This window comes from Luminiphilus sp. nBUS_07, assembly GCF_051201685.1.
Classification (GTDB): Bacteria; Pseudomonadota; Gammaproteobacteria; order Pseudomonadales; family Halieaceae; genus Luminiphilus.
In genome coordinates this window covers 3,205,059-3,220,996 of the sequence record NZ_CP179213.1, presented here as the reverse complement: position 1 = coordinate 3,220,996, position 15,938 = coordinate 3,205,059, and the positions used below count along the sequence as shown (strand labels likewise).

The 15,938-nt window shown below is 53.8% G+C and carries 13 protein-coding genes; 8 read left to right on the top strand and 5 right to left on the bottom strand.

The window, feature by feature from the left end; genetic code table 11:
* The first annotated feature begins 48 nt into the window (after positions 1–48).
* Positions 49–978, top strand: coding sequence for a sugar kinase (locus tag ACMAZB_RS14310; protein ID WP_435218134.1), 930 nt, complete (start codon positions 49–51; stop codon positions 976–978).
* Between the two features lie 99 nt (positions 979–1,077).
* Positions 1,078–2,022 carry a cation diffusion facilitator family transporter gene (locus tag ACMAZB_RS14305; RefSeq protein ID WP_435218132.1) on the top strand — a complete coding sequence of 315 codons (945 nt, stop codon included), beginning with the start codon at positions 1,078–1,080 and terminating at the stop codon, positions 2,020–2,022.
* Positions 2,023–2,156: 134 nt separating this feature from the next.
* Here the strand turns inward: ACMAZB_RS14305 and ACMAZB_RS14300 are convergent, their stop codons facing one another.
* The 3 genes from ACMAZB_RS14300 to ACMAZB_RS14290 all read right to left on the bottom strand — a co-directional run bounded on the left by ACMAZB_RS14300 (position 2,157) and on the right by ACMAZB_RS14290 (position 5,677).
* Positions 2,157–4,049 carry an NAD(P)-binding protein gene (locus tag ACMAZB_RS14300; protein ID WP_435218131.1) on the bottom strand — a complete coding sequence of 631 codons (1,893 nt, stop codon included), beginning with the start codon at positions 4,047–4,049 and terminating at the stop codon, positions 2,157–2,159.
* Positions 4,050–4,127: 78 nt separating this feature from the next.
* The gene (locus ACMAZB_RS14295) at positions 4,128–4,580 is read right to left on the bottom strand and encodes a hypothetical protein (protein WP_435218130.1); all 453 of its coding nucleotides are present in this window, start codon (positions 4,578–4,580) and stop codon (positions 4,128–4,130) included.
* A gap of 125 nt (positions 4,581–4,705) precedes the next feature.
* Positions 4,706–5,677 carry an NAD(P)-dependent oxidoreductase gene (locus ACMAZB_RS14290; protein ID WP_435218128.1) on the bottom strand — a complete coding sequence of 324 codons (972 nt, stop codon included), beginning with the start codon at positions 5,675–5,677 and terminating at the stop codon, positions 4,706–4,708.
* Between the two features lie 94 nt (positions 5,678–5,771).
* Between ACMAZB_RS14290 and ACMAZB_RS14285 the strand changes: the two genes are divergently transcribed.
* From ACMAZB_RS14285 to speB, 4 genes are all read left to right on the top strand, one after another.
* The gene (locus ACMAZB_RS14285; protein WP_435218127.1) at positions 5,772–6,185 is read left to right on the top strand and encodes an alcohol dehydrogenase catalytic domain-containing protein; all 414 of its coding nucleotides are present in this window, start codon (positions 5,772–5,774) and stop codon (positions 6,183–6,185) included.
* Positions 6,176–6,850, top strand: a complete 675-nt coding sequence (locus ACMAZB_RS14280) for a zinc-binding dehydrogenase (RefSeq protein ID WP_435218126.1) — start codon at positions 6,176–6,178, stop codon at positions 6,848–6,850. Before ACMAZB_RS14285 ends, ACMAZB_RS14280 begins: the two co-directional genes overlap by 10 nt.
* The gene (locus ACMAZB_RS14275; RefSeq protein ID WP_435218124.1) at positions 6,850–8,058 is read left to right on the top strand and encodes a mandelate racemase/muconate lactonizing enzyme family protein; all 1,209 of its coding nucleotides are present in this window, start codon (positions 6,850–6,852) and stop codon (positions 8,056–8,058) included. The genes ACMAZB_RS14280 and ACMAZB_RS14275 overlap by 1 nt, the downstream gene beginning before the upstream one ends.
* Positions 8,059–8,377: 319 nt before the next feature.
* The gene (gene speB, locus ACMAZB_RS14270) at positions 8,378–9,322 is read left to right on the top strand and encodes an agmatinase (RefSeq protein ID WP_435218122.1); all 945 of its coding nucleotides are present in this window, start codon (positions 8,378–8,380) and stop codon (positions 9,320–9,322) included.
* Positions 9,323–9,498: 176 nt separating this feature from the next.
* On the opposite strand, the gene ACMAZB_RS14265 is transcribed toward speB, so the two are convergent.
* Complete coding sequence (locus ACMAZB_RS14265; RefSeq protein ID WP_435218121.1) at positions 9,499–10,263, bottom strand: hypothetical protein; 765 nt, start codon at positions 10,261–10,263, stop codon at positions 9,499–9,501.
* Positions 10,264–10,516: 253 nt separating this feature from the next.
* Entirely contained in the window at positions 10,517–12,313 is a 1,797-nt protein-coding gene (locus ACMAZB_RS14260) for a redoxin domain-containing protein (RefSeq protein ID WP_435218119.1), read from the bottom strand.
* A gap of 129 nt (positions 12,314–12,442) precedes the next feature.
* On the opposite strand from ACMAZB_RS14260, the gene ACMAZB_RS14255 reads away from it, so the two are divergent.
* Positions 12,443–14,740 (top strand): efflux RND transporter permease subunit, encoded by a 2,298-nt coding sequence (locus ACMAZB_RS14255; RefSeq protein WP_435218117.1) that lies wholly within the window; start codon positions 12,443–12,445, stop codon positions 14,738–14,740.
* A 154-nt stretch (positions 14,741–14,894) separates the two neighbouring features.
* A complete protein-coding gene (locus tag ACMAZB_RS14250; protein ID WP_435218115.1) occupies positions 14,895–15,929 on the top strand; it encodes a glutathione S-transferase family protein in 1,035 nt (344 codons plus the stop codon).
* Positions 15,930–15,938: the final 9 nt, after the last annotated feature.

Sequence of the window (15,938 nt, the reverse complement as noted above, 5' to 3'; positions counted from 1 at the left end):
TGGGCCCGCATTAAACCGTCCCCGCAACATGGAATGGCTGCAGATCGCATGTCGGATCTGAGAGGAATATTTGCTCTCGGTGAGTGCATGCTGGAATTAAGCGGTGCGCCCGGTTCATCAGTAAACACCGCTTATGGGGGGGACACCCTCAATACGGCGGTCTATCTTTCGCGGCTGGGCATTAGCACGACATTTTTGTCGGCACTGGGTGATGATGCAAGCAGTGATTGGCTGCTGCAGCAGTGGCGAGAGGAGGGTATCGATACCCGTTGGGTGCGTCGAATTCCCGGAGCAAAGCCCGGCCTTTACTGGATCCACCTTGATGACTCAGGGGAGCGAACTTTCTCCTATTGGCGGGGGGATTCAGCCGCGCGCCAAGTGCTTGATGATTCAGAGTACGCCACCAAATTGGCCAATCTTATTCCTACAGACAGCTTTTTTTATTTGTCGGGCATCACACTGTCCATACTGTCTGACCCGGCGCGGGAAACCCTCTGGTCTCTCTTGCAGGGGCTTCGTAAGAAGGGTGTGCGCATTTGCTTTGACGGTAATTTTCGCCCCGCCGGATGGGGGAGCCTGCACTCAGCACAAGAGGCGTTCAACAACACCTTGGAACATGTCGATATTGCATTACCCACGTTCGATGATGAAGCCATAGTCTTTGGTGATAAGACACCGGAAGAAACGGCGCTAAGGCTTCAGCAGATGGGGGTTGGGGAGGTCGTTGTGAAGCTGGGTGCTGAAGGTTGTTTGGTCGTACGGGATGATGTTTTCTCATTGGTCCCTACCCAGACCCAGCCAGCTGTTGTCGATACCACTGCCGCGGGTGACGCCTTCAACGCGGCGTACCTTGCAGCACGAATTCGAGGTTTGAATCCCATTGAGGCAGCACATCAAGGCCATACGCTGGCGGGTAAGGTTATCGAGCACCGGGGAGCAATAATGCCCGTTCAGCATATGCCATTGACTGAGAATTGACTGGCTAACGTGCCAGTCACCCTCCCAGTGAAGTGTTTTTCTGTGCAAAGTTTTTGAGGGGCTGGCAACCGCCATTTAATTTTGTGCCATCATGACCCCATGGATGACCGACGCCCAACTGCCAACAACCACGACAGTGCGAAACTGCTTAAGCTCGCAACTTATGCGTCGGTTACCACGGCGGCGGTGCTCATTGTGGTTAAGCTCGCCGCTTACATCACCACCAATTCTGTCAGTGTTCTGGCCTCATTAATCGATTCGCTGCTTGATGCCGGGGCCTCTGTCATCAACTTGTTTGCCGTGCGCTACGCGTTGGCGCCCCCTGACAGTGAGCACCGCTTTGGCCATGGCAAGGCTGAGTCGATTGCAGGCCTCGCCCAGGCAATGTTTATTGCCGGTTCGGGTGTGTTTCTTATTATTGAATCTATCGAACGTTGGGTGCAGCCAAGGCCGATTAACGAGCTCGGCGTTGGGTTGGCCGTGATGGTGTTTGCGATTGTGGCCACGCTGATTTTGCTGGTTATTCAGGCTTACGTTATTCGCCGAACGAACTCGGTGGCCATTAAGGCCGATTCGCTGCACTACAAAACTGACTTGCTCACCAATGCCGCCATCATTGTGGCGCTGTTGTTATCCCAGCAAGGTTGGTATGCCATGGACCCATTGTTCGCCTTTGGCGTCGCCATTTACATATTGTATAGCGCCGGACAGGTCGCGAAAGAGGCGTTTAACGACCTCCTGGATCGTGAGCTGCCCGATGACCAGCGCGACGACATTTTACGCATTGCGACAGACCATCCTCAGGTGTTGGGGGCCCATGATTTACGGACACGGGTGTCGGGGCGTACGGTATATATTCAGCTGCATCTTGAGCTCGATGATGACATGCACTTGTCGGAGTCGCACAAGATTGCTGATAACCGCGAGGCGGCATTGCGCCAAGCCATACCCGGTGCCGATATTGTGATTCACCAAGATCCAGCGAGTATTGTTGAGCGTCGTATCGACGATGTTATTGGAACTGGTGAAAACGGCCCGTCATAAGGTCAAACCTTAACGACTCAAGCCCTTGTTTTCGTTCGCCGACCGCGGCCGTAACGCGGTGACCTGGCGGTATGGACCATTCCATAACAGCGTCACAACTGAAGGTTGCCCAAAACAGGTTAGGCCGTGGCGGGCTAGGTGGTCTCGCTGTTATGGGGCAGTTCACCGATAGCCCGGTAGGCCTCATCAATGGCGACATGGGTATAAGCCGAAGCTCCCGCGTCAGAGTTGGCGATGGCAATGGCCCCAAAGGTCTGGCGGGCGATTTCGTGGGGGGCTTCACCCTCAGCCCAGTCGGGGTCCCACAAATCCATATATTCATAGGAGTAGCCGTGGGGCCAGCGATTTACGGTAATAGCCAGCAGGTCTTCATTAACATCGAAGCCTGCCGGTCCCAGCAGGTCATCAAGAACCGTGCGCACTTCCCGTTCAAAATCTTCAAAGGACATCGCTAGGAGTTTTTTACGTGAGGCGCGTAGCTGACTTTTAAGATCAACAGCGTCTTCAGGAGGAGAAATGGCCCCCCAAAACACCAATGACACGGGACCAGAGTCCTTCATTGGATGTTCATAGCCGCCGTTGTTAATGCCTTTAAATAAGAACAGGCGCGCATGAAGCCGGCCGGGACAGCTGATGCCATCAACGCCCAGCTTGTCGAGGGCATCGGTATTACGAATCAGTACATTGGTGAGTATTAGGGGTATTTTGACTTGGTATTTTAGTGCGTCTTTTTGCGGTTCAGGTAGCGAGGGGCACAGATGGGGAATGACGCTGTGATAACAGGCGAGGACGGCATGTTTAGCGTTAATTTCTTTGAGCTTGCCATTTTCGACGTAGGTTATGCGTGCGCCGGTCTCAGTATTGACCGTGTTGACGACGGTGGCGTTGAGACGCACTCGCACGGCGCGTTCGGGTTCATCAAGGGCGGCGTAGTTAAAGGCGGCAAGTGCCACGTTGTCGGGGGTTACGTTCGGTGCCACATGGGGCAGCAAGCGCGCCACCATGAGGCGCACCAAACTGGCATTGCCATCGGGCCACAGCGCTGCGGGGTAATCACGGCCGTCGTAAGACCAGTCTTCCCCCATTAAGTGCAGGCCGGGGTTGTCATCCCAAAGTGCGTCATTGGCAGAGAGTGCTCGCATTTCAATGCCCCAGGCACCATGTTCCTTTTTGTCAAAGAGTTGCAGGGCGTCCTCGGTGAGGCCGCCGTATTGGCGCAAAAAGTCGGGGTAACTAATGCTAGACAGTAGCTCGTCGGTTGCATCGTCGCTGAGGTCAGCGAAGACGTTATCCCGTCGTCCATAAAATGACTTGAGCGATTGCCGACCGGCTTCAGAGATGGGGAACTGATCGATAATTTCTGGGGAAAGCTGTTGATTGAAATCTACGTTGGCTACTAGGCGATTCACACCATAGGTACTTTCGTCGAACCACATGGCGGGGCTGTTGGGTGCATCCTGTCCGTAGGAAAAATCCATGTTGTTACGCATGGCCTCTACGTCGACACCGAAGGTTTTCATGAACGCCTTTACATCGTCACTGAATTGCCACCACTCGAGATTGTGGGTGCCCCCTAAGGACAAAACCATGCTGCCACCTTGGTGGAATTCATTGCGCTTGGCATGACCGCCAAAATCGTCGTGGTTGTCCAATAACAAAATGCGCGTATCGTCACCAAACCGCTCACGGTAGTAGTGGGCGGCTGCGAGGCCGGAAATACCGGCACCTACCACTACAAGATCATATTCCTCTCCTGTCGCCTCGGGATTATCAAAACTTGCGCCCTGTCTTGCTAGGGCATGGGCTACCTCATAAGCGCCATTGTGCGAGCCGCGCATCCCGGTTTTTGTCGGGGGGTAATAGCTACCGGCTGTGAGTGCTGAGGCCGCTTCGGCTGTCGCCGTTGCGGTGACGCTTGCAGCGCCCGAGGTGACGGCGCCTAGCACGGCCAGACTGCTGCCTTGAACGAAATCCCTGCGGGTAATAGATCGATGCATACCCAACTGTTTATCGGTCTTGCGTGTCACGGGTCGATCCTCGTCTTAATCATGTTTAACAAGCACTCACTTTGATCGTAAAGATCTCGGGGTCTTTTTGGAATTGGATTAGGAGCAGGGGGTGTCGGCGTAGTGGGTGATCTTCCATTCACCGTTAATGGCATCTACCAAATACCAGCCGCAGCTTGTTTCGGTAACGTCCCCTGCGTAGTAGTCGGTCCAAACGGTCATCACGCCAGCGGTTGCAGCGTTGATAGTGGTGGCCGTCATGTCGGTTAATTCGGCACGAATCCAGCCCTCTTCTCGCCAGCTGTCCATGGGGGCCGTAAGCCATTCCCGGCTGGGCGTGGTGCTAAGCGAGCCGTCGGCGGCATGGGTCACGATCTCGCTGTGGTAATGCGTCAAAATCGCTTCAACATCTTGGTAGGGAGTTTTTGCCCACAGGGGGCCGTAGGACGTTTCAAACCAGGTTTCCGCGGTTTGATCTGCGTCTGCGCCCAGTGTCAGAGGTGCAGCGATCAAGGCACTGATAAACAGCAAACAGTAAGCAATAGTTTTCATGCGGTAGGTTTCCTGAGCGTGATGGGCTGTTATTGGAATCCACACCATATCAAAACCTGTGGTTGGCGTGTCCACACGTATAGGTCAGGAGTGGCAACGTGGTGATGCCACTCTCCGCCATCAGATCAATGGCCTTTATTTTGCTGACCTGGAGGCACGACTTCGTAACCGCGTTCCTCGGGTTCGTTATCAGTGATTTCCGGGGGAAAGCCCTCTGCAAGCACTTGTGTCTCGCAGACCTCCTCTAAACGTCGAATAATATTGGGCGACCACTCTCGCTCACCAAAACGCGCTTGACCGTCTTCGAAGATCTTGATCAGCTGTGGAGAAATCTCGAGGGGCACCCCGGCTTGATCGGCCATGTTTTGAAACAAGCCGATATCTTTGAGCACCAGGTCCATAGTGAAGTTAATGTCACGACTGCCATTTAAAATGACCTGGCTTTCGGTTTCATGGACAAAGGAATTGCCCGACGAGATACGAATGGCTTCGTAAACGGTGGCCAAATCTAGATCCGACTGTTGGGCCGTCACCAGCGCCTCACAGAGGGTTACCAAGTTGGCAGTTGCTAGGTAGTTGGTCATCACCTTGATTTTCGATGCGCTGCCAAGGGGCCCGCTGTGTAAAACTCGTCGCCCCAGAACGGTTAATAGCGGCAAGACTTTTTCGAACACCGGCCGTTCACAGCCCGCTAAAATGGCGATGTTGCCGGTTGCGGCGCGATGACAGCCACCAGAAACCGGGCAGTCAGCGGGGTCTGCGCCAGTTTGCGCAACCTTGTGCCCTAAGCGCTGTACCTCTTGGAAGTCGGTGGTGCTCATTTCTATCCAGATCTTGCCCGGCCCTAGACCTGCGATGACGCCGTTTTCGGCCTCCATCACCTCCGCGCAGGCCTTTGGACTCGGCAAGCACGTAATGATCACGTCAGCGGCTTCTGCCATTTCAGCAGGGGAGTCGGCCCATTGCGCGCCGCCGTCCAAAAACGGTTGTGCCAAGGTGTGATCGAGATCGCGAACGATTAAGGGAATCTCATTGCGGAGCAGACTGCCCGCCAGCTTGGATCCCACATTACCCAATCCAATAAATCCTATTCGCATGGCGGTGTTATCCTTCTAGCCAATAAAAAAATTGATAACGACAGTACGTCAAAGTGCGTAAATTACTGGATTCAACGCCTAAGGAAAACGAAAAATGAAAGCGGCAGTCTGTCGGGCTTTTGGGCGCCCTTTAACCATCGAGGATGTAGACATTGCAGAGCCCCGCGTGGGTGAGGTCAAGGTTCGATTAACCGCTTGCGCCATTTGTCACAGCGATGTCATTTTGGTGGATGGCGGTTGGGGTGGTGATTTACCCGCAGTGTATGGTCATGAGGCCTCAGGTATCGTGGAATCAATCGGGCCAGGTGTCGCAGGTTTGAAGCCGGGTGATCCTGTGGTGGTGACACTTATTCGCTCTTGCGGCAGTTGTCACTATTGTAATCAGTCGATAGAAACCCAGTGCGACGGTGTTTTTCCTTTGGACCAGCAAAGCCCATTATCTGATAGCAGTGGCCAAGTCGTGTCCCAGGGCTCAACAGCGGTGCTTTTGCTGAGCAGGTGGTTGTAGAGCAAAGTCAGGTTTGTGTGATTCCCGAGGATATTCCACTGGACGTTGCGTCAATTTTAGCCTGCGGTGTGCTGACGGGTTTTGGTGCGGTGGTTAATACGGCGCAGGTCAAGGCGGGTAGTACGGTAGCTGTCATAGGCTGCGGCGGTGTGGGGATTAACAGCATTCAGGGAGCGGTTCATGCCGGTGCGTCACAGGTTATTGCGCTTGATTTGCTCGATGATAAGTTAGAGCTGGCTCAGCAGTTCGGAGCGACACACGGTGTTAATAGCGCTGACAAAGACTGCGTCGAGCGGGTTGTGGCGCTGACAGGTGGTCGCGGCGTTGACTATGTGTTTGTCACTGTTGGTGCGAAGGCTGCCATTGAGCAGTCAGTCAATTTGCTGGCGAAGTCTGGCACCGCTGTTATTGTTGGAATGCCGGCATCGGGTGTCATGGCACAGTATGATCCGGGCGAGTTAGCGGCTCGAGGCCAGTCTGTACTGGGATCAAAGATGGGGTCCGGATCGGTGAAGCGTGACATTCCCAAGTTGGCGGCTTTGTATCAGAGCGGTGAGCTCAAGCTCGATCAGATGATCAGTGGGCGGTACGCGTTAGAGGATATCAACGAGGCCATTGCTTCGGTCAAACGGGGTGAGGCACTACGTAACGTGGTTATTTTTTAATGGTCATTAAAGAGTTCGAAACTTTCGTCGTTGCCAATCCACCACCGCGCTTTGGCGGGCGTTATTTTATTTTTGTGAAGCTAGTCACTGATACGGGCATTGTCGGTTACGGCGAAGTGTACTGCGCCACCTTTAGTGCTGAAACCGTGGAAGTCATGCTCCGAGATACCGCGGAACGATTTGTCGTTGGCCATGATCCTTTTCATATTGAAAAGCTGTGGCGTCGAATCTATGGCGCCGGCTACAACCTGCGTCCTGACGTCTCGTTGGTCAGCGTTCTGTCTGCCTTAGAAATGGCCTGTTGGGACATTATCGGTAAGGCTTGTGATAAACCGGTATATGAGCTGCTGGGCGGAAAAGTTCACGATCGCCTGCGTAGCTACACCTATATTTATCCTGCGGCAGGTGACGTCTATCCCGATCCGGAGGATACGGACCACGTTTATGTTAACCCTGACAGGGCCGCAGAACGGGCATTGGATTACGTCAAACAGGGTTTCACGGCGGTTAAATTTGACCCCGCGGGTCCCTACACCGTGTTTGACGGAGGCATGCCCACGGGGCAGGAACTAGACCGCTCTGAAAAGTTCACTCGCCGTATTCGGGAGGCTGTTGGTCCCGAAGTGGATCTGCTTTTTGGAACTCACGGACAATTCTCTCCGGCTGGTGCTATTCGTCTCGCTAAGCGACTTGAGCCCTACGACCCCCTTTGGTTCGAGGAGCCCACGCCTCCTGAAAATACCGCAGCCATGGCTCGTGTTGCTCAAGCCACCTCTATTCCCGTGGCTACGGGGGAGCGACTTTGCACTAAGTACGAATTTGCCAGAGTCTTGGCAGACGGCGCCGCTTCTATTTTGCAGCTTAATCTCGGACGCGTTGGTGGCCTTTTGGAGGCCAAAAAAATAGCGGCATTAGCCGAGGTGCACTACGCACAACTTGCACCCCATATGTACTGTGGCCCCATCGTGGGGGCGGCCAATATTCAACTGGCTACCTGTTCGCCGAACTTCCTAATACTCGAAGGTATTGAAACCTGGGGAGGTTTTCAGGCCGAGTTACTCGATGCGCCGGTACAGTGGCAGGGGGGATACGTCATCCCGTCTACCGAACCCGGATTGGGTGTTTCACTCAATGAAGCGGTTGCCAGGGCGAACCCGTGGCAAGGTGGGTCGCTACATTTGGAGATGGGATCTGAGCCGGTTCGGTAGGCCGCCGCGCTTCACGCTTGCGTCGTTGGCGAGTGTCCCCATGCTGAATTATTGCAGAGCTCTTATTAATCCCGCTGCACCTTCAAAGATAGTACTAAAAGTTACCTCCAAGACTCGCGATCGTTTTTCACGTTGAGTAACTCGTAGCCGATATCGTATGGCACCCGGTTTTCTGGGTTGGCCCGAATGTTACGGCTAAATGCCGGCCCAGAGTAAGTTGGGCGTGACAGCGAGGGAGAGAAGCGCGATATTACCGGCAGTTGGCGTCGCGCCTAACACTACGTGTTGAACTTAGAAGTCCTTGTGGGGGCTAAACCTTATGTCGTTAGAAACAGATTACGCAATGATTCGTGAGAGCCTTAAAGGGATTCAGGACGAGTCGACCTACGGTGGTATTACCAGCTTTATGCGCCGCCGCTATTCCCGAGATTTGTCTGGGGTTGATGTTGCGGTACTGGGTGTGCCCTTTGATCTGGCCACCACTAACCGATCGGGCACGCGGCTTGGCCCGCGAGGTATTCGCACTGCCTCGGCGAGTTTGGCCTGGGAAAATCAGGTTCAGGGTTGGGATTTTTCACCACTGGAAGAGCTGGCGATTGTTGATTACGGCGATTGCCCGTTCGATGCAGGCACTCCCGAAAAAGTCCCCGAGCAAATTTATCAACAAGCCCGAGACATTTTGGCGACTGACACCGCACTGTTGTCTTTGGGTGGCGATCACTTTGTGTCCTATCCGTTGTTGCGGGCTCATGCTGAAAAATACGGACCTTTAGCGTTGATTCACTTCGATGCGCACTCCGACACTTGGGAAGATGATGGTAAACGCATTGATCATGGCACGATGTTTTATCACGCTACGAAAGAAGGGTTAGTGGTGCCCGAGCATTCCGCACAAATAGGTCTGCGCACCTACAATGAATCGACCTTGGGCTTTAATATTTTTGATGGCCCGACGGTGCATGAGCAAGGTGCGGTTGCTATTGCGCAGCAGGTAAGAGATATCGTGGGTGACAGACCCTGCTACCTCACTTTTGATATCGATTGTCTCGACCCGAGTTTCGCTCCGGGCACGGGCACACCGGTTGTGGGTGGGCTCTCTACACATCAAGCCCTACAGTTATTGCAAAACTTGCGGGGAGTAAATTTGGTGGGCATGGATGTGGTCGAGGTGGCGCCCCCTTACGATGTCAGTGAGATTACAGCATTGGCGGGGGCGACAGTGGCATTGCAGCAGCTGTGTCTGTGGGCCTATTGCCGGCGATAAAAACGCCGATCGAATGGGGCTGTAGCGCGGCGCGGGTCTGAAGATCTGGGCGACTAAAAAGCAATGCAGTGGCTCATATTGCAGTCACTGATTATGGCGCTGACTCATGAAACCCATGGCCCCTTAAACTGTCGTTGGGGAACACCACGCTCTCACAGCGCCTCAAAAATTAAGCCTCAAAAATCGAATCTAACCCCAACGGCTGGGCCATATTGTTTCATATTGAATTTGAAACGGTCGGCACCTTCGCCGTCTTCGTAGTCAAAATCGAGGTAGCGATAGCCCAGCGTAAGGCTTGACCAGTGATTAAATCGGTAGGCGAAGCTGCCACTGAGCACCACGACACTTTCGGAGCCCACGCCAAAACCACCGACCAAAGCAGAGCCAGAGAAATCCCAGTGCGCACCCAGCGGCGTTTCATAAGCGACGCCAACGATAGGGTCTACCCAGTCGTCTCCCGCGCTCTGTTGGCGTGTGGCAGACGGTCCGGTTAGAGAAACGCCGGTGGACAAGTCATTAAAGAGGGCGCCTCCTAGGAGTCGAAATTCTTTGTTGAGGCGCCAAGATGCCGTTGTAATGACCGTTGTTTGCTCGACCTTTACTTCGCCTGCCAGAGCTCCACGGTCACCCTCACCATCCATTTTCAGATCCATGCTGACGATATCGAGCTGTATGCCAAAACGCTCGCCCTCACCTCGATACACACCTAAGAAAGCGCCATCGAGTGCGTCGAATACATCTGCCGCGTCCATATCCACTTCGGTATCGAAGGGGCCAATTCCACTCGTGCCGTCGAGGGTAGGCGCTAAAATGTAGATTAAAGCCTGATTGGACCAGCCGTTTTTGTCGCTTGCCACAACGCTCGTTGTGCCACCGAGAAGCGCCAAAGCTGCGAAAAGCGCAGTGATCTTGGTGATGGGTAGCAGCTTGTATGGCTTCATGACGGGTCTCCCAGATAGTAAAAGTTGAATCGGTTGTGGTGTGACTAATTTGGCGAACAGGCATGCTTCGCAGCGATTCTCAGCGGGCTCCCGCTCGCTGAAATCTTGGCAGGCTCGGGCGTCACTACAGCCTTCTGCGCTCCTGCTGTTGTCCAGTGTTTCCAGCCGAATGATACGCGCCCGTGGCGGCTGATTTTTCAACAGGGCTTATCAAATGATGTCAGTGACAGAGGCCCCTACTCAGTGATGGGCGTTAACGCCCGCCCTGCCCACTGACGATGGGTGTCTTACGGGTTGCCATTAGGCTCTCGGGGGTGTCACCCACATAGCGGTAGGTGGTAAACCCAAAAAACATTTCGTGCATGGTTTGTAAGCCAAACCGCACTGGCATGTTGGGGTTGGGGTTATAGGGATTGCGGTCCGAGTTATCCATAGCACCCCGGGCGATAAGGCGTGTTCCTGCGGGGAGCAGCACAGGCTCTTCCAGCTGATAATTAAACTGCCAGTTGAAGTCGTACTTGGGCACGGATAACAGCACCTCCGAGGTGCCGTCGGGGTACTCGGCAATGTACTTCATGTGCTTGCCACGGTAGTGCATGTGGGGCATTAAGCTGTAAAGCAGGGCATCGCGTTCGATTTCCTGTACGCCCTCAAGGGGGTGCTCTTTGGCGTTGGGTGGAATCAGGAATCGACGTTGGCCTGCAGAGCCTCCAGACATCACGTACTTCGGCGGCTTGTCGTGTAAATAAATGCCGATTTGAGTTTCGTCGACGGTGGCCTTACCGGTAGTGGTGTAGTGCATTTGTAACAACAGACTGGAGCCAGCACGAATCAGCGCGCCAGAATCATCCCGCCAAATATCGGGTTGGCGCCCCGGCGCAAAGCCGCCGATCGAATCGCCTAGTGCGCCATCGTCGCTACCCGCACCAGCTGTGCGATCAGCGGGGCTGGAAAGATAGGTGATGACGTGGTGCAGCACTTTACGGTCCCCGGGCACGTACTCAACGGCGCGCAGCCAAATGTCCTCGTCAAGGTTTAGAGGGACCGGTACGTAGCGGTAATCAATAACTCCGGTCGCCGGAATTTCTTGCGCAGGTACCGTCAGAACAATATCGGGCTCACCCAGTGAAAATGTCGCGTCGCTAAATGCCAGTGCCTTTAAGGGATCAGGCTGATCATCACCGGGTGCCCCAGCATCAATCCAGTGCACCAGAGTTTGTAGTTGCTCGGCTGATAACCCGGCAGCCTCTTGCACCGGGCGTCCCACATGGGGGTCGAGCTGGCCGGGGGGCATACGGCGGGTCAGCAGCACTTCTTTCATCATGCGCGACCAACCCCGCACCATCGCGTGCTCGGTCATGGCCCAGGGACCAATGCCGCCAACATGGTGACACTTCACGCAGTGTTGTTCGAGGATGGGCGCGATATCCGCCGAGTAAGTGGGCGGTGTTTTTTCGTGGGCTTCCTTTGCCGCAAAAGTAATCAGGCAGCCCGGTGCCTCGGGAACGTTCGCGGGCATGGGCGTTCCTGCAAGATGTGCGTCAAGGGCATCGCGCAGGTAGTGATTGTCAGCTTCGGCTTTTTGTGTCTCGTAGTGCAGCCGATCATCGATGGGACCGCGATAAACAATTTCTTGGGTCTGGGGGTTCAGTATAAAAACTTCAGAGGTCCGATCTACACCCAGTGACTCGGCGATCAGCTGGGTTTCGTCGATCAGTATGGGGAAGTCAAAACTAAAATCATTGGCTTCAGCGACAATACTGGCGCGGTTATCTTGGGGTTGGGGGTTGAGCATGAAGAATTGGACCCCTTGATCGGCATATTGATCACGAATCCTGCGCAGCTGGGGAACGCTGTTGCGAACGATAGGGCAGCCGTTGCCCTGCACGAAAATGACAATAGCCTTCTGGTCACCATACCAACTCAGCTTGTGATGCTTGCCCGTTTGGTCCAGCAACGCGAAGTCACCAATTCGCTGAGATTCGGCTGCCTGAGCGAGCTGTCCCATTAACACGGCCATTGCCAATGCAATAACTGCAAAACCTTTCATGCCTGCCTCCTGCAGATGTCCCTGCACTTTGATACCAGCGCAGCACTCGATATTTTACCGACATCAGGCGCAGTTTCCATGTGCTTTATGCTATAAAACCGCCGTCATCAACGGAGTAGTACATAAGGTATGGATTTAGCACGCACGCTAGTGGAGCGGAGAACGCTGCTGGCGGTTCTAACAATCGTTGTCAGCGTTATCGTTGGCTGGGGCGTGACGAAAACCAGTATCGATCCTCGTTCGGACGCCATCTTACCCGAGGATGACCCCTACGCAGCTCAAGTTGAAGCGGTTGAGGCTGATTTCCCAAGAAGCCGATCGGCTTTGTTTACCTTTATTGCTCCAGACGGAGACATATTCAACCGCGAGGCTCTGACCGCCATGGAAGCCTTGCATGACCGCTTTGGCGAGGTGCAGTCGGCCGTCGCGGTGGGTTCGTTGGTGAACTACCGACTCAATGCGGTCGATGAGACCCTTTATGGTCGTCAGTACTTACTGCCGCCCCTAGACAGTTTGAGCGATGCCGACTTGGCACAGGTGCGAGACATTGCCCTTGCGGACGAGGACTTGGTTAAGACCCAACTCGCTAAGGATGGCGACATGGCACTGGCCATTTTTAAGTACCGCCCCAGTGGTGAAGGCCTAACCGAGCGTCTTGAAATTGCGCGCTCAGTAGTGGCGCTTCGGGATCGGCTGCGTGGAGATTATCCTAACGTTGAGATCTATGTCTTGGGCAATGACCTATTTGAGCTCGACAGTTACAACGCCCAAATCAAAGACAGAAACAATTTGGCACCCTTGGTGGCTTTAGCAACGACCTTATTGCTGTGGCTTTGCCTTAACTCCCTCGTTTATGCCCTGTGTACCTTGGTGGTTTCCTTTCTGGGTATTTTTCTGACCATCGGTACGGTGGGTTGGTCGGGCTTTGCGTTTAACCAAATTTCCAATATGGGGCCCCTAGTTGTTCTGACAATTGCCATGGCCCATGGCATTCATATTATTTCAATCTACTTACAGGGCTTGCATGAGGGGCTGACCAAGCTCGAGGCTCTCGAGCAGAGTCTGCGGCTCAACTTACAGCCGGTTACCCTAGCAACCGTGACAACGGCCATGGGCTTTCTCAGTCTCAATTATTGTTCCTCGGCGGGAATTTATGGTTTCGGCAACGCCGTTGCCATGGGGGTTTTTTGGGCCTATTTGGTCACCCTGACATTACTGCCTGCGCTGATCATGTGGGTACCCACTCGTCGAATTCCTCGCCCGCTGGGTGTGCGCGGTATGATCCGCCGGGTGTCAGACCTCGTCACACAAAAAGGTAACGCACTATTTTGGGGGTTGTCGGTCGTTATCGTCCTTTGCCTCGCGCTGCTGCCGCTCAATAAGGTCGATTTTGATCGTTTTGAATTTATCGATAAAGATTCAGATTTTCACCGGGTGATCACCGCGCTGGCCGAGAAAATTGGCAATGACCAGTCGCTGGTTTATGCCATCGATAGTGGCCAGTACTACGGCATTGCCGACCCTGAATTCATGTCGGAGGTCGAGCGTTTTGCAGATTGGCTAGAAGAGCAGCCCGATGTGAGTGTGGTGAACAGCTATGTCGGTATGCTGAAAACTCTGAACGAGGCCGAGAACGACAACGATCCGGCTTGGCACATATTACCCGACGATAACCTGCAAGTTATCGACTACTTGGTGGGTTATCAGTTGGTGCAGGAGATAGAGCCACACTTAGAGCCCATATTCGATCCAGAGTACACCACTGTGAGGGTGGTCGTAGGCACGTCTAATTTATCCAATGCTCAGCTGCTAAAGCTCAATAAACGGATCGAAGCCTGGCATGCCAACAACATAAATTCAGACTATCGGGTCTTACATGGCAGCAATACCATTTTGTATGCGCGCCTCAACGACACCATTTCAAGGCAGCTGCTTGAGGGTTTCACGGTCAGCTTTTTGTTGATTACGCTAACCATGCTGGTGGGATTGCGCAGCGTGCGCTACGGGCTCATTAGTATTGCGCCCAACCTACTGCCACCCGCCGTTGTCTTCGGTGTTTGGGGGCTTTTTGTGGGTCAGCTTAGCCCTTATATTTTAATGCTATTTTCAATCAGCATTGGTTTGGTGGTTGATGACTCGGTGCATGTACTCAGCAAGTACATGGCGGCCCGCAAAGCCGGTGAAAAGCCTGACGAAGCGGTACGTTATTCCCTCGACAAAGCCGGCTCCGCGATAACCATCACCACCGCAGCGTTAGCCATGGGTACCTTTATTTTGGTGTTCTCCAACACCTATTACTATCAAAACGTTGCCCTGATGCTAACGCCAATTATTGTCGTGGCATTACTTTTAGACCTGCTGTTTCTGCCGCCTCTGCTGGTCAAGCTCGATAAATTCTTAGATCGTCACAGGAAGGTATCGGCCTAGGGATTATTTTGGTCTCGCCTGAAGAGAGGTCTTTTCGGGTCCTTTCGAGGCGCGGCAATGGGTGTATGCTGCGGTTGTTAGATATCGTACTGTGGTAATTGAGGCCTGAAGCGCCCTTAATTTGATGGGCGCCCCGGACACAGGGAGAGCCACCATGAGTGAAACATACCCCGCACCGGACCAGTACAATCTCGTGGGCCGTCCTGAATCGGGGTACACCATGAAGGTTCTATCGGCGCTACGATACAAGCAGGTGCCCTATCAATGGCTGGACCGCTTCACCCACAATAAACTGTTTAAACAACATGCCAGAGTGCCGCTAATACCGCTGTTATTTTTGCCCGACGGCACAGCGATGCAAGACTCGACCCCTATCTTAGAACTTCTTGAAGAACGTCATCCGGAACCCGAAATTCATCCTAGCGATCCGGCGCTGCACTTTTTGTCCGATCTCTTAGAGGAGTACGGTGACGAATGGGGCAATAAGCTCATGTTCCACTATCGCTGGAGTTATCCTGAGGATCAGAAGCAGCGGTCGCGCACCTTAGCCGAAGGCAGCCTTGGCGGGCTCACAGTGCCCTGGTTCGGTAAACTCATGAAGCCCTTGGTAGCGCCCCTATTGGTGAGGCGCATGGTGCCTCGCATGGCCTTCGCCGGGTCTACTGACAACAATCGTCCCATTTTGGTGTCCTCATTTGATCGGCTCGTTGAGCTGCTTGAACGTCACTTACAGGGACGCTCCTATGTATTTGGTGAACGGCCCGCGCTGGCAGACTTCGGTCTTTGGGGGCAGCTGCATCAGGCGTACACCGATCCAAGTTGTCACAAAATATTAGAAGACAAAGGACCCTCGATCGTGGCCTGGATCAAGCGCATGGAGTCGCCGGAGCTTCTGGGTGATTTTGAAACGCTGGATAATCTGATGCCAACGCTGCGCCCCATTTTTTCTGAGGAAGTGGGACCGCGCTTCTTGGCTTGGGCGGCGGCCAACGCCCGTGCCTGGGGGATGGGGGAAAAACAAACGGGACTCACCATGGCCGGTCAGCGCTATTATCAGAAAACCTTTAAATACCCGGCTCAGGGCTACGCAGAACTGCGCAGTCGGTTTGCTGCGCTGAGCGAGCATACTGTGTTGACAGAATTCCTACGCGATACTGGCTGCCTGACATTTTTAGCACCTAGCACCTAGCACCTAGCA

Excerpts from the sequence above, each read along its gene's own strand:
- ACMAZB_RS14265 (WP_435218121.1), bottom strand. The coding sequence starts at position 10,263 with ATGAAGCCATACAAGCTGCTACCCATCACCAAGATCACTGCGCTTTTC.
- ACMAZB_RS14275 (WP_435218124.1), top strand. The coding sequence starts at position 6,850 with ATGGTCATTAAAGAGTTCGAAACTTTCGTCGTTGCCAATCCACCACCG.
- ACMAZB_RS14290 (WP_435218128.1), bottom strand. The coding sequence starts at position 5,677 with ATGCGAATAGGATTTATTGGATTGGGTAATGTGGGATCCAAGCTGGCG.
- ACMAZB_RS14255 (WP_435218117.1), top strand. The coding sequence starts at position 12,443 with ATGGATTTAGCACGCACGCTAGTGGAGCGGAGAACGCTGCTGGCGGTT.
- speB (WP_435218122.1), top strand. The coding sequence starts at position 8,378 with ATGTCGTTAGAAACAGATTACGCAATGATTCGTGAGAGCCTTAAAGGG.
- ACMAZB_RS14305 (WP_435218132.1), top strand. The coding sequence starts at position 1,078 with ATGGATGACCGACGCCCAACTGCCAACAACCACGACAGTGCGAAACTG.
- ACMAZB_RS14310 (WP_435218134.1), top strand. The coding sequence starts at position 49 with ATGTCGGATCTGAGAGGAATATTTGCTCTCGGTGAGTGCATGCTGGAA.
- ACMAZB_RS14250 (WP_435218115.1), top strand. The coding sequence starts at position 14,895 with ATGAGTGAAACATACCCCGCACCGGACCAGTACAATCTCGTGGGCCGT.
- ACMAZB_RS14295 (WP_435218130.1), bottom strand. The coding sequence starts at position 4,580 with ATGAAAACTATTGCTTACTGTTTGCTGTTTATCAGTGCCTTGATCGCT.
- ACMAZB_RS14285 (WP_435218127.1), top strand. The coding sequence starts at position 5,772 with ATGAAAGCGGCAGTCTGTCGGGCTTTTGGGCGCCCTTTAACCATCGAG.
- ACMAZB_RS14260 (WP_435218119.1), bottom strand. The coding sequence starts at position 12,313 with ATGAAAGGTTTTGCAGTTATTGCATTGGCAATGGCCGTGTTAATGGGA.